Genomic DNA, 13,447 nt, shown 5'->3' on the forward strand with positions numbered 1-13,447 from the left:
GTCATGATGAAAGTATACTTTATGTAAGGAGCTTTATAAGGAAATACATAATGTAGTTTGTATTAGGTTAATAGAATTTTTTATAGAAGATAGAAAAGGGATATTTTATATTGAGATATTAAATGAAATGTCGAATTTTTATGCGATATATAAGAAATTTGAAAAAATCATTGCAAAAACACTATGTTTAATGATAAAGTTCACATGAAGTTCACACGGATTTCACTTTGTTCATTTAAAATGAACTCTGTGTGAAAAATAAAACTCTTGCTAAAAAATGGAACTGGATGAATATTTTACTTTGATAATATTGTAAAGTATTAAAGTTTTAAGTTTTTTTTAAGAGGATAGTAGGGAAAGGAAGTAAAGACAACTTATGAAAAAAGTAATTGCAGGTTTAGCAGCAGCTTCTGTAGCTGGCGTTGCAGTTCCAGGAATGGATTCTGCTCATGCACAAGTTTCAAATGAAGCGCTAAAAGAAATTAATGGACAAACTCAAACTCAAACGACTGTAACTGAAACAAAAACTGTAGAAACAACTTCTGAATTAAAATACACAGTAACTGCTGATGTATTAAATGTTCGTTCAGGTGCTGGTACAGGACATAACGTTATTTCTAAAGTAAAATCAGGCCAAGTGCTACAAGTAGTTGGACAAGAAAATGGTTGGTTCAAAGTAAACGTAAATGGTCAAACAGGTTATGTAAGTGGTGACTTCGTAACGACTGGTGGCAAAACAGGAACGACTGTTCAACAAGGAACAGGTACTTACACAGTAAACGTTTCTTCACTTAACGTACGTACAGGCCCAAGTACATCTCATACAGTATTAGGTTCTGTAAACAAAGGTAAAACAGTACAAGTTGTAGGTGAAGTACAAGATTGGTTTAAAATCAACTTCAATGGTGGAACTGGATACGTAAGCAAAGACTTCGTAACAAAAGGTGGTTCTGCTGTATCTAACGAAACACAACAACCAACTACAAACAACAATACTACAACAGTTCAAACTGGTGGTTCTTATGTTGTTAACACTGGTGCTTTAAAAGTGCGTACAGGCCCAGCTACATACAACGCTGTAATCGGTGGAGTAACAAATGGTAAAGTATTAAACGTTACTGGCGCTGAAAATGGTTGGTACAAAATTAACCATAACGGCCGCACAGGTTACGTAAGTGCAGACTTCGTTAAGTTTGTAAAAGGCGGAGTAAATAACGTTACAAATAACAATAACAATAACGTTACAAATAACGTTCAACAACCAGGTAAAGACGTACAAAAACCAACAACAGGTGGAGATACATCTTCAATCGCTGGATTCGCTAGATCTTTAAATGGTTCACCATACAGAACTGCTGGTACAACACCTGCTGGTTTTGACTGCAGTGGATTCATTCACTACGTATTAAATCAAACTGGTCATAAAGGCGCTCGTCAAACAGTTGCTGGATACTGGAGCTCTAAAACAAAAACTAGCAATCCACAACCAGGTGATTTAGTATACTTCCAAAATACTTATAAATCAGGTCCTTCTCACATGGGTGTTTACTTAGGAAACGGTCAGTTCATTAGTGCAGAAACAGATGCAACTGGTGTACGTATTAGTTCTGTAAGTAACTCTTACTGGAGCAAGCACATTTTAGGTTACACAAAAGCATACTAAGAAAAAGTAGTTTTATATACTTTTCGTATAGAGAAAAGGCTTTCCAAGGAAACTTGGGAAGCCTTTTTATAGTTGAATAAATTGGAAGTTTAATAGTTTTTATTTTAACTTTCCATTTAAAAATCGATCATATAAGTCGTGGAAATAGTTAGGACGAAATAAGTTCGCTGCATGTCCTGCTAAAGGTATTTCCTTGTATAGAACGTTAGGTAAAATAGATTTCAAATCAAATAGACAAGATTTATAGAGATGATCATGCTCTCCCATTACCCATAGTATAGGGTGAGGAAGTGATTTTAATTTAGACTTTAAATCGAATTCTAACCGATGTCGTAATGACTGGGCAATAATGGATGAATGTAATTGTAATCCGAAACGGTAGTAAATATTTCTTGAAATGACTGCAAACGGATTTGATTTTAGTATACCACTTGGAAAAATAGTATTTGCGTATTGAGAGAGCCATTTAGAGTATTCATCTCCTCGTTTCTCCCAAAATTTTTGGAATACGTTATATAAGCGAGAAGGGTTATTGTAATGTCCTCCAATATGACAAATACTTAATACTTTTTCTGGATGCATTTGTGCAAAAATTGTAGAAATGTAACAGCCGTAACTTAGCGCACAAATATGAGCTTTTTTAATACCTTCTTGTTCATATAAGTTTAATAATTGATCTACGAGGCGCTGTAATGAAAAGTCGATTGCTTCTCCTTTATCATCACCGTGACCTAATAAGTCATAAGTTATAATGTTGTAGGAGGCAGAAAATCGTTTTTGCTCCTTTTTGAAGGCGCGACGATTGCCAACTAATCCATGAATAAAAATAATTGTTTCCTTTTCAGAAAGTATATTTGTTTGCAAAAAGGATACTCCTTTCACTAACTTTTATATCGTGTTTTAAATTATTTATCTATAATTTACATAGAATAATATTAAGTACCAGGTAATAATATCAGATGTTTATATCTGTTGTAAAGATGAGTTTTTATGTATATTTTGTAAAAATAGAAAAAGTGTGTTTACATTCAGTTTACATTTGTATCGTATTCTAATTTTAGAAAGAACAGTTTGGTTTAACACGAGGAGATGAACAGGAATGGAAGTTAGAAATGAAATGAAGAAAAAAGGGAGCTGGAGGCAGTTTTTACGCCTTATTCAAGATACAAATCCTCCGAAAGGAATTTTAGTTTTTGCGTTATTAATGAGTTTGCTTTCTACGGGAGCGAGTTTATTTATTCCTATGCTGACAAAAGGATTAGTAGATAATTTTTCGCTTTCTTCAATTAGTGCAGGACAAATTGTTGGGTTAGTTGCTTTCTTTGTAATGCAAACTATTGCGGCAGGGTTGTCTATATATTTACTAAATTATATTGGGCAGAAAATTGTAGCGGGACTAAGAGAACGTTTGTGGAAAAAGGTACTTATCTTGCCGGTATCTTATTACGATCAAAATAGAACAGGTGATACTATTAGCCGTATGACGAATGATACAGGTGTTGTGAAGACGTTAATTTCTGAGCATTTGTCAAACTTATTAACAGGTGGTATTTCAATTGTTGGATCGTTAATTGTATTATTTGTGTTAGATTGGAAAATGACTGCGTTACTTTTAACGGTTATTCCGTTGTCTGTATTAATTTTAGTTCCACTTGGACGAAAAATGTATAAGATTTCAAAAGCGCTTCAAGATGAAACGGCATCTTTTACAAGTGTGTTAACGCAAGTGTTATCAGAAATTCGTTTAGTGAAATCTTCAAATACAGAAAAAAGAGAATATGAAACGGGTAATACAGGTATACAAAAGTTATTACAATTTGGTTTGAAAGAAGGAAAAGTGCAAGCATTAATTTCGCCAGTTATGTCGTTTGTTTTAATGGCACTACTTGTTATTATCGTAGGATATGGCGGGATGAGAGTTTCTAGCGGTGCATTAACAACTGGTGAACTTGTAGCGTTTATTTTGTATTTAGTTCAAATTATAATGCCGATGAGTCAATTATCTATGTTCTTTACACAATTTCAAAAGGCAATTGGTGCAACTGAAAGAATTAGTACGATTTTAGAATATGAAGTAGAAGATCATGAAACTGGTGTGAAAGTGACAAATGCTAAGCAGCCGATCGTTCTTGAAAATGTACATTTTGAGTATAACGAAGAAGAGCAAGTTTTGAAAAATATTGATTTCACAATTGAATCTGGAAAAGTGACAGCGATTGTAGGACCAAGTGGTAGTGGGAAAACAACGTTATTCTCATTACTGGAACGTTTTTATGAGCCAACTAGCGGTGCCATTAAATTAGGAAAAGAATCAATTACGAGTTATTCATTACAGTCATGGCGACGTCAAATTGGTTACGTATCACAAGATAGTCCGTTAATCGATGGAACGATTCGTGATAATATTTGTTACGGCGTTGAAGGCGAAGTAACGGATGAAGAAATTGAAAAAGTAGCAGCAATGGCATATGTTGATGCATTTATTCATGACTTACCAAACGGTTATGCAACAGAAGTTGGAGAACGCGGTGTGAAGCTTTCTGGTGGACAAAGACAGCGAATTGCCATTGCCCGGGCGTTACTTCGAAATCCGCAAATTCTTATGCTCGATGAGGCAACTTCAAGCTTAGATAGTAAATCTGAGTCTGTCGTTCAAAAAGCGTTAAATAACTTAATGAAAGGCAGAACAACGTTAGTGATCGCGCATAGACTTTCTACTGTTGTAGATGCAGATAAAATTATCTTTATTGAAAAAGGGAATCTTACAGGTAGTGGTACGCATGATGAATTATTACAGACGCATGATATGTATCGCGAGTTTGCAACGCAACAATTGAAAATTAAAGAGGGTGCATTATAAAATGAATCATCAGTGGGATTTTACTCCACTGATGATTCATTTAAAAAAATATATTAGATGCTAAGTAGAAAGGAAATGGTTCCTTTGATACCTAAAATTTTAATAGTAGACGACGATCCACACATTAGGGAACTCGTTTCTGTATTTTTAGAACGAGAAGGTTTTCAAACATATGAGGCAATCGATGGAGTAGATGCACTTCGGAAAATGGATGACGTAAAAATCGATATGGTTATTCTTGATATCATGATGCCAAATATGGATGGATTTGATGTATGTTTTGAATTAAGAAAATACTATGATATCCCGGTTCTGATGCTAACTGCCAAAGGGGAAACATCACAAAAAGTAAAAGGATTTCACCTTGGGACAGATGATTATCTTGTAAAGCCATTTGACCCTATAGAACTAGTAGTGAGAGTAAAGGCATTATTGAAACGTTACCAAATTACAGTTTCACAATCGATTCAAGTTGGAAATGTATTATTAAATCGTAAAACATTCGAAGTTACATCTGGAGAACAAACGGTTACGTTACCGTTAAAAGAATTTGAGCTGCTCTTTACTTTAGGGTCTAAATCGGGAAGAACTTGTTCGAGAGAGCAATTAATTGAAGAAATATGGGGATATGATTTTGAAGGGAATGAACGTACACTAGACGTTCATATTAATCGGTTACGTGAGAAGTTTCAAGAAGAGCAGTCGAAATTTAGTATTAAAACAATAAGAGGATTAGGGTATCGCTTAGAGGTAAGTAAATGAGAAAAGGAAAACGAATGAGTAAGTTGAAGATGCTGAAAGTATTTGGAGCGATATTAGCGCTCTTTTCTTTTCTTACTATCATTTGGTCTATTGCATTTTATGTAGCAACTAGTATATTGAATGCTTTTGACGTAAACGTATCGCCGTTTGTTGCCTTTCTAATTAGTGATATGGTCGGTTTTGTATTTATTATTCTTATTTGGACATTAATTGGAATATTAATGAGGCCAAAACGAGAGGCAATGATTTGGACTATTATTGAACCGATACAAAAAATTGCAAAAGGAGATTTCTCCGTAAAAATACGAAATGAAGAAAAGTATGATGGAGAAATTGGCGTGCTCGTAAAAAGTATAAATGATATGACAGATGAACTGAATACGATGGAGAAAATGAGACAAGAATTTGTATCGAATGTTTCTCATGAAATACAGTCACCATTAACTTCTATAAAAGGATTTGCTAGAGCACTACAAGACGATAATCTTTCTGAGAAAAAAAGAAAGCATTATCTTACCATTATTGAAACTGAAACAACGAGATTATCTAAACTAAGTCAAAACTTATTAAAGCTAACTCTTTTAGAATCAGAAGAGTATATACCAGAAAGAGTGAGTTATCGATTAGATCAGCAGTTAAAGCAAATTGTGTTAAATAGTGAACCACTCTGGGCTGAAAAAGAAATTGAGTTAGAACTAGATTTAGAAAAAGTACATGTTATTGCTGATCAAGAAAGTATGAGTCAAGTGTGGATTAATTTAATTCATAATAGTATTAAATTTACTCCAAGCGGTGGTACGATTATTATTCAGTTAAAGGAACATGAAACAGTAGTGGAAGTGCGTATCCGTGATTCAGGAATTGGTATATCTGAAGAACAGAAACAACATATTTTTGAGCGTTTTTATAAAGCGGATTCTTCACGAAATCGTGCCTATGGAGGAAGTGGCTTAGGTTTAGCTATTGTAAAGAAAGTACTCGACCTTCATCAAGGAGAGATAAAAGTAGAGAGTGAAGAAGGAAATGGAACAGAATTTATTGTGTGTATTCCTAATTATGAAGAAAAATAGTGTAGTGATAAAGAACCATTTTTTATTTCATACGCAGACACTCTTTTATGAGGAGGGTGTCTTTATTTTGCATGAATAATGATAAATACGTGCAATGAATGCATAGTAATTTTCTATAGTTACCTACAAGTAACCTACGCACATGAAAGTGCATCATTGCCTTTTTACATAAACATAGATACAATTTTAATATAATACATAACTGAGATGATTAAGGAGTGTTATACTTGGCAGAATTATTACAAGGCAAAAATGCTTTAATTACAGGAGCAGGTAGAGGGATTGGTCGCGCTGTCGCAATTGCATTAGCGAAAGAAGGCGTAAATGTAGGCCTATTAGCTCGTTCAGAAGAAAACTTAAAAGCTGTAGCGAAAGAAGTAGAAGCAGAAGGCGTAAAAGCTGTTATTGCAACTGCTGATGTTTCTTCATACGAAGAAGTGACTACTGCGATTGAAACGTTAAAAAATGGTTTAGGATCTATCGATATTTTAATTAATAACGCTGGTATTTCTAAGTTTGGTAAGTTTTTAGAACTAGACGTTGCTGATTGGGAAAAAATCATTCAAGTAAACTTAATGGGTGTATACTATGCAACTCGTGCTGCTTTACCGAGCATGATTGAACAACAATCTGGTGATATCATTAACATTTCATCTACAGCAGGACAAAAAGGTGCACCTGTAACAAGTGCATATAGTGCTTCTAAATTTGGTGTTCTTGGTTTAACTGAATCGTTAGCGATGGAAGTTCGTAAGCATAACATTCGTGTAACAGCTTTAACACCAAGTACAGTAGCAACTGATATGGCTGTAGATTTAGGATTAACTGATGGAAACCCTGATAAAGTAATGCAAGCAGAAGATATTGCAGAATTTATCGTAGCGCAGCTAAAATTAAATAAACGTACATTTATTAAATCTGCTGGGCTTTGGTCTACTAATCCATAGGAATTAAATTTAACTTTAAAAGAAGGGATATCTATTCTGTAAGGGGGAGATGTCCCTTCTTTATTTTTTGTATTAGAGACAGAATTTTCAGTATAATTAAAAGTGAATGGTAGAAAGCGTTGGGAAATTGAAAGGGATGGTATTTACATGAGTACAATTGAGAAATGGACGGCTGTTGATCAATATATGAGTGATGTATTAATACCGAAAGATTCTACATTAGAAAGGGTCCTTCAAGCGAATGCTGCAGCTAATTTACCGGCACATGATGTATCGCCAACGCAAGGGAAGTTTTTACAACTATTAGTACAAATTCAAGGAGCTCGAAACATTTTGGAAATTGGTACTCTAGGCGGATATAGCACGATATGGATTGCAAGGGGCTTACCATCTGGAGGCCAAGTTGTTACATTGGAAGCAAATGAAAAACATGCAGAAATTGCACGTAGCAATATTGAACGTGCTAATTTGAATGATAAAATTGAAATACGAACAGGATTAGCGTTAGATTCTTTACAACAAATAGAAAATGAGAAGTATGAACCTTTTGATTTTATCCCGCATTAACGGGCAGTAAGACTCCCACCTCAAAGGTCGGCTGGTGCAAAGAAGTTAGGTGGGAGATCAACTGCCCGTAAACGCCCGATTGGTTCAACTAATAATCAGTGGGGATGTCCCCCCACTGATTAAAGTTTCACTTTATTTTCATAGATGCTGATAAACAAAATAATCCGACTTATTTTTGAATGGGCACTGAAACTATCACGCCCTGGTACCGTAATTATTGGAGATAATGTAGTACGTGAAGGAGAAGTTATTAATGATACTAGTAACTATCCTCGTGTACAAGGGATACGTCGTTTCTATGAATTAATAGCTGCAGAGCCACGTGTTAGCTACAGCGCTTCAAACTGTCGGAAGTAAGGGATACGATGGGTTTGTAATGGCAATCGTAAAAGAATGATGTAAGGAGACAGATGGAATGAAAAAGATGTTTGAAAAATTATAACATGTATCGTGTATAACGAGATTAGCTCGTGGCCCTCCAGTATAGCACTATATTATATATTAAAAAATTGGAGGTTGTGAGTAGATGAGAACTGAAAAAGAAATGTTAGACGTAATTATAAATACAGCAATAGAGGATGAAAGAATTCGAGCAGTTATCATGAATGGATCGCGTGTAAATCCAAATGTGAAAAGAGATTGTTTTCAAGACTATGATATTATGTATGTTGTAAATGATATACAATCTTTTACGTCTAATCATAATTGGGTTCATAGATTTGGAGAAATAATGATAGTACAAATGCCAGAAGAAATGTCGTTAGTTCAACCAGATCAAGATGGAAAGTTTCCGTATTTAATGCAGTTCATGGATGGGAATCGGATTGATTTAACGCTAGTTCCAGTTGAGTTAATAAAAAAGTTCGTTGGACAAGATAGTTTAAGTAAACTGCTTCTTGATAAAGATAATTGTCTGGAAGAATTCCCACCAGCAAGTGATAAAGATTACTTAGTAAAAAAGCCTACAGAAAAAGAGTTTTTAGATTGTTGTAATGAATTTTGGTGGTGTAGTACGAATATCGCAAAAGGGTTATGGCGAGAGGAACTTTCTTATGCAAAAGGAATGCTTGAAGGACCAGTGCGAGATATGTTCATCGTAATGCTAGAATGGTATATTGGTATGAAAACAGACTTTACAGTTAATACAGGGAAGTTTGGAAAGCATTTCGAGCAATATATTGAAGAAGATATGTGGGAGCAATTTAAAAGGACATTTTCTAATGCAGAATATGAAAATATATGGGAGTCATTCTTTGTTATGGGTGATTTATTTAGAGAAGTGGCGAACGAAATTGCTAACACATATGAATATCAATATCCGCAAGATGATGATAAAGTGACGAACTATTTAAAACATGTGAAAGCTTTGCCAAAAGATAGTACATCAATTTATTAATAATATAAAGCAGTAAGACTGTCCTAATTAAGGACAGTCTTATTTTTGTTTATGAATAACAATTTCTCTAACAAAGTGCAGATGAATCACATATGAAAATTTAGGGAGGTTTTTTATCATGTATTATTTTTATTCGCCAGAAATGTTTGCTCCATATCAATGGGGACTAGAACGAGATGTTTCGTATGCTTATATGCCATATAACTCACTTTATTATGGAGAATATATAAGCGCATTGCCATACGCATATATCCCTCAAAGCTATGAAGTACAAATGAAAGTAGATGATCGTGGATCGTGGACACCATTTTCATGGGTTGAAAAATATGCGTACGCATTTTCAGGACCGTATAATAAAGCGGAAGTAGCTCTTACATTTGATGATGGACCAGATTCAGAATTCACGCCAAAAATATTAGATAAGTTAAAACAACATAATGTAAAAGCTACTTTTTTCTTACTTGGTGAAAACGCAGAAAAATTTCCGAACGTAGTAAAGCGTATTGCAAATGAAGGGCATGTAATTGGTAATCATACGTATAGTCATCCAAATTTAGCGAAAGTAAATGAGGATGAGTACCGTAATCAAATTATAAAAACAGAAGAAATATTAAATCGTTTAGCTGGTTATGCACCAAAGTTTATACGTCCGCCATACGGTGAAATACTTGAAAATCAATTGAAGTGGGCGACAGAGCAAAATTTTATGATTGTACAGTGGAGTGTTGATACAGTTGATTGGAAAGGTGTAAGCGCTGATACGATTACAAATAATGTATTAGGGAATTCATTTCCAGGAAGTGTCATCCTTCAGCATTCAACACCGGGTGGGCATCTACAAGGATCTGTAGATGCACTAGACAAAATCATTCCGCAGTTAAAAACGAAAGGGGCACGTTTTGTAACACTTCCGAGTATGTTCCAGACATCAAAAGAAAGAAATTGAATGCGTTATAAATTGGAAAAAAAGGGGTCGTGTCGTATAATGAGGGTGTAAGTTAGGGGGGGTATAATTGATCTATGCATTAGTAAACGTAGGAATAAGCATATTGATCGGTGTTATATTTATACTTGCTGCAATTATCCTTCAAAAAAATCCACCAACGGATATTAACGCAGCATATGGTTATCGTACGAAACGATCCATGAAAAATAAGGAATTATGGGATGCGGGTAATAGGTATAGTGCAGAAGTGATGAAGCAAAACGGATTCATCATGATGTTAATTGGAAGTATTATTAGTATACTGTTTAGATATCCACATACAACAGCAGTGATTATGGCGGTCATGGTATTGTTAATCATTCACTTATTTAGGCGAGTAGAGAAGAGATTAAAGACAATTGAACAATGATGATAAGGAAAATAGGACTCTCAGTCAACGATAGATAGGAGTCCTATTATATTTACAAACTATTATTTTTTAGTAGTTCTTTTCCTTGTTCAACAACAAATTCATAGTATGCAAGATCATACGGATAAATATCTTCAAATGTTATCGTAATCGGTTTATTTTTTAGGACTGAAATCGTCGTTAAAGATGAAATCTCTCCTTTTAATAGTTGTAGAAAAGGAGTTGTATGTACTTTCATCACATCGTCTACTTCTTCACCTGGTGCGAATGGAAGTGGATTGTTGACATTGTGAAAATACATATGACAAAATTCACGATCAGTAAGATTTGAAATTTCATAATCTATTTTAAAGATGCCTTTGTATATTAAATCAGTAGTTTGAAAGGAAAGCCCCAATTCTTCTTCGATTTCACGAAGGCCACCAATTTGTACATCTTCATCATGCATAATATGTCCAGCTGAAGTAATATCCCATATACATGGAGCTTCTTTTTTATTTTTAGAGCGTAATTGGAAATATAAGAACATATCTTCATTATCTTTTTCTACAAACCAACAATGAAATGTTTCGTGCCAATCACCGTCACGATGCACTTCGTCACGTAATTTCTTCCCAAGTGTATTTCTTTCAGGATCAAATATTGTTAACCACTCTGTCATTTTAATTCTCCTTTCCTCAAATTTTATTATACAATATTTGTATTGAATTTTGGGAAAATAAAGAAAAAGGAGTGGTTATAAGTGGAGATAGAGCGTATGGAAATAAAATCGATTATTTCAACAGAGGAAGAGTTACGGAAAATATTGGGGCAACCAAGTGAGCGAGCATTGAAAAAAGTTATTTCATCATTAGACCACCATTGCATAGATTTTCTTTCTAAATCTCCTTTTCTAGTATTATCTACTGCAAATAAGTTGGGGGAGTGTGACGCCTCGCCGAGAGGAGACGCACCTGGATTTGTTTACATATTAAATAATAGTAAAATTATTATTCCGGAAAGACCAGGAAACCGCCGTATAGACTCCATTTTGAATATTATTTCCAATCCAAGTATAGGATTAATCTTTTTTATTCCAGGTCTTGGGGAGACACTCAGAATAAATGGCCGAGCGTATATTACAAACGACGAAGAAGTTTTGAAAGAAATGCAGGCGAATGGACGTAATCCATTGCTTGGAATTGTTGTTGAAATAGAAGAGTGTTATATTCATTGTGCAAAAGCTTTTATTCGTTCTAAGATGTGGGATCCAGAATCTTGGTTAAATAAAAAAGAGTTACCTTCAGCAGCAAAAATGTTACTGGAGCATGCGAAAGTGAATACTTCAGAAGAAGATGTTGCACGTTCTTTAGAAGAAAGTTATACAAAAAGATTGTATTAAAAATTTTATTGATATAGTTTTGTGGAGCGGATATGTACGGGTTTTAGAATGGGGAATTTATATACGAACCGTTGATTTACAAACTGGAGAAATAACAAAATAGATAAATTGAGTGGCGGTTGCATAATGCTATTGTAAAATATAATAAAAAAAGTTCTTGAAAATAGTTAGTAAAAATAGGCTTGCTTTTTAAAAAGTTGATAACTATAATAAGTTAACAAATAGACATGAACGAAAAAGTAACGATAAGGACAAGAAATCATTTTTACGGTTTACAGAGAGGGAAGCCAAGGGTGTGAGCTTCCTAACACGAGAAATGATTTTACCACCTTTGAACTTCAATAGTGAACGAGTAATCTAGTAATTATTGACGGTATCAGCCGTTATCTGAACTTGAGCAATCTAGAAGGAGATATGTCTAGATTGGAACAAGGGTGGAACCACGAAAACACATTCGTCCCTTTCCTAGGGATGAGTGTGTTTTTTTACGACCTTAGAGATTGAAAATTTAAAATAATTAAAAAATAGTATTGATTTTGTTTTTTATGCGAGTATAATGAGTTAACAAATAAACATGAACGAAAAAGTAACGATAAGGACACGGAATCATTTTTACGGTTTACAGAGAGGGAAGCCAAGGGTGTGAGCTTCCTAACACGAGAAATGATTTTACCACCTTTGAACTTCAATAGTGAACGAGTAATCTAGTAATTATTGACGGAATCAGCCGTTATCTGAACTTGAGCAATCTAGGGAGAAATACGCCTAGGTTGGAACAAGGGTGGAACCACGAAAACACATTCGTCCCTTTCCTAGGGATGAGTGTGTTTTTTATTACTTTGAAGGGAGGTGCGGTAACATGAAACTATTTATACGTATGGAAATAACCACCACCTGCATAATTAAAAAGCAGAGCAAGGTGATTGATAGAGATAAATAATAAAATTGTAGGAGGAGATTAGAAGATGAATAACGTTATAAATGTTGGGGTATTAGGTTTAGGTACGGTCGGAAGTGGTGTTGTTCATATTTTGAAAGAACATTATAAAAAAATCGCTCTTGATACAGGATACGAAGTGAAAGCGAAAACAGTCGTTGTACGTGATTTGGAAAAAGAACGCGATGTTTGTATTGACGGAATTGCAGTCACAAGTCATGCAGATGAAGTTCTAAATGATTCAAATATTGATATTGTAGTAGAGGTAATGGGCGGAATTGAAGAAGCAAAACAGCATATTGTTAAGGCTTTAGAAAATAAAAAACATGTCGTAACAGCAAATAAAGATTTAATGGCTGTATATGGTGCAGAGCTTCTTCAACTGGCAAATGATAATGATTGTGATTTATGTTATGAAGCGAGCGTAGCAGGCGGTATTCCAGTGTTAAGAGGACTAACTGACGGGCTAGCATCAGATCAAATTGAAAAAATAATGGGAATTGTAAATG

The 13,447-nt window shown here is 34.5% G+C and carries 12 protein-coding genes, 2 pseudogenes and 2 other annotated features; of the genes and pseudogenes, 12 read left to right on the forward strand and 2 right to left on the reverse strand.

What is annotated here, in order from left to right; genetic code table 11:
• Positions 1-376: 376 nt before the first annotated feature.
• The gene (entFM, locus tag MR160_RS24150; protein WP_063675233.1) at positions 377-1,663 is read left to right on the forward strand and encodes an enterotoxin EntFM; all 1,287 of its coding nucleotides are present in this window, start codon (positions 377-379) and stop codon (positions 1,661-1,663) included.
• Between the two features lie 99 nt (positions 1,664-1,762).
• Here the strand turns inward: entFM and MR160_RS24155 are convergent, their stop codons facing one another.
• Complete coding sequence (locus MR160_RS24155) at positions 1,763-2,527, reverse strand: alpha/beta fold hydrolase (RefSeq protein WP_079245451.1); 765 nt, start codon at positions 2,525-2,527, stop codon at positions 1,763-1,765.
• A 235-nt stretch (positions 2,528-2,762) separates the two neighbouring features.
• On the opposite strand from MR160_RS24155, the gene MR160_RS24160 reads away from it, so the two are divergent.
• The 9 genes and pseudogenes from MR160_RS24160 (at position 2,763) to MR160_RS24200 (ending at position 10,620) form a co-directional block, all read left to right on the forward strand.
• Positions 2,763-4,523, forward strand: a complete 1,761-nt coding sequence (locus MR160_RS24160) for an ABC transporter ATP-binding protein (RefSeq protein ID WP_079245452.1) — start codon at positions 2,763-2,765, stop codon at positions 4,521-4,523.
• Positions 4,524-4,607: 84 nt separating this feature from the next.
• Complete coding sequence (hitR, locus tag MR160_RS24165; protein ID WP_016082005.1) at positions 4,608-5,285, forward strand: envelope stress response regulator transcription factor HitR; 678 nt, start codon at positions 4,608-4,610, stop codon at positions 5,283-5,285.
• Positions 5,282-6,355 carry an envelope stress sensor histidine kinase HitS gene (gene hitS / locus MR160_RS24170; RefSeq protein WP_142307883.1) on the forward strand — a complete coding sequence of 358 codons (1,074 nt, stop codon included), beginning with the start codon at positions 5,282-5,284 and terminating at the stop codon, positions 6,353-6,355. The genes hitR and hitS overlap by 4 nt, the downstream gene beginning before the upstream one ends.
• Before the next feature lie 227 nt (positions 6,356-6,582).
• Positions 6,583-7,302, forward strand: coding sequence for a 3-ketoacyl-ACP reductase (locus tag MR160_RS24175; protein WP_000818985.1), 720 nt, complete (start codon positions 6,583-6,585; stop codon positions 7,300-7,302).
• A 147-nt stretch (positions 7,303-7,449) separates the two neighbouring features.
• Positions 7,450-7,851, forward strand: a pseudogene (locus tag MR160_RS24180) (O-methyltransferase); the annotation flags it as partial.
• 149 nt (positions 7,852-8,000) lie between these two features.
• Positions 8,001-8,266, forward strand: a pseudogene (locus MR160_RS24185) (O-methyltransferase); the annotation flags it as partial.
• 129 nt (positions 8,267-8,395) lie between these two features.
• Positions 8,396-9,265 (forward strand): aminoglycoside 6-adenylyltransferase, encoded by an 870-nt coding sequence (locus tag MR160_RS24190; protein ID WP_079245455.1) that lies wholly within the window; start codon positions 8,396-8,398, stop codon positions 9,263-9,265.
• 118 nt (positions 9,266-9,383) lie between these two features.
• Positions 9,384-10,211 carry a peptidoglycan-N-acetylglucosamine deacetylase gene (locus MR160_RS24195; RefSeq protein WP_000291206.1) on the forward strand — a complete coding sequence of 276 codons (828 nt, stop codon included), beginning with the start codon at positions 9,384-9,386 and terminating at the stop codon, positions 10,209-10,211.
• Positions 10,212-10,281: 70 nt separating this feature from the next.
• Complete coding sequence (locus MR160_RS24200; protein ID WP_025989011.1) at positions 10,282-10,620, forward strand: SdpI family protein; 339 nt, start codon at positions 10,282-10,284, stop codon at positions 10,618-10,620.
• 52 nt (positions 10,621-10,672) lie between these two features.
• Here the strand turns inward: MR160_RS24200 and MR160_RS24205 are convergent, their stop codons facing one another.
• Positions 10,673-11,281: an NUDIX hydrolase gene (locus MR160_RS24205; protein ID WP_000141353.1), complete on the reverse strand. Its 609-nt coding sequence runs from the start codon at positions 11,279-11,281 to the stop codon at positions 10,673-10,675.
• An 81-nt stretch (positions 11,282-11,362) separates the two neighbouring features.
• On the opposite strand from MR160_RS24205, the gene MR160_RS24210 reads away from it, so the two are divergent.
• Positions 11,363-12,001 (forward strand): pyridoxamine 5'-phosphate oxidase family protein, encoded by a 639-nt coding sequence (locus MR160_RS24210; RefSeq protein WP_000402140.1) that lies wholly within the window; start codon positions 11,363-11,365, stop codon positions 11,999-12,001.
• Between the two features lie 233 nt (positions 12,002-12,234).
• Positions 12,235-12,466: a binding site (T-box leader), on the forward strand.
• Positions 12,467-12,581: 115 nt separating this feature from the next.
• Positions 12,582-12,813: a binding site (T-box leader), on the forward strand.
• A 153-nt stretch (positions 12,814-12,966) separates the two neighbouring features.
• Positions 12,967-13,447 (forward strand): homoserine dehydrogenase (locus MR160_RS24215; RefSeq protein WP_242298214.1); only part of this gene is annotated, 481 nt, incomplete at its 3' end.

Origin of the sequence: Bacillus cereus group sp. BfR-BA-01382 (assembly GCF_022663475.1) — a bacterium.
GTDB lineage: Bacteria > Bacillota > Bacilli > Bacillales > Bacillaceae_G > Bacillus_A > Bacillus_A thuringiensis_S.

What these genes read in the sequence shown, in the direction of transcription:
- MR160_RS24205 (WP_000141353.1), bottom strand. Translation starts at nt 11,281, where the DNA reads ATGACAGAGTGGTTAACAATATTTGATCCTGAAAGAAATACACTTGGG.
- MR160_RS24190 (WP_079245455.1), top strand. Translation starts at nt 8,396, where the DNA reads ATGAGAACTGAAAAAGAAATGTTAGACGTAATTATAAATACAGCAATA.
- MR160_RS24160 (WP_079245452.1), top strand. Translation starts at nt 2,763, where the DNA reads ATGGAAGTTAGAAATGAAATGAAGAAAAAAGGGAGCTGGAGGCAGTTT.
- MR160_RS24195 (WP_000291206.1), top strand. Translation starts at nt 9,384, where the DNA reads ATGTATTATTTTTATTCGCCAGAAATGTTTGCTCCATATCAATGGGGA.
- hitS (WP_142307883.1), top strand. Translation starts at nt 5,282, where the DNA reads ATGAGAAAAGGAAAACGAATGAGTAAGTTGAAGATGCTGAAAGTATTT.
- entFM (WP_063675233.1), top strand. Translation starts at nt 377, where the DNA reads ATGAAAAAAGTAATTGCAGGTTTAGCAGCAGCTTCTGTAGCTGGCGTT.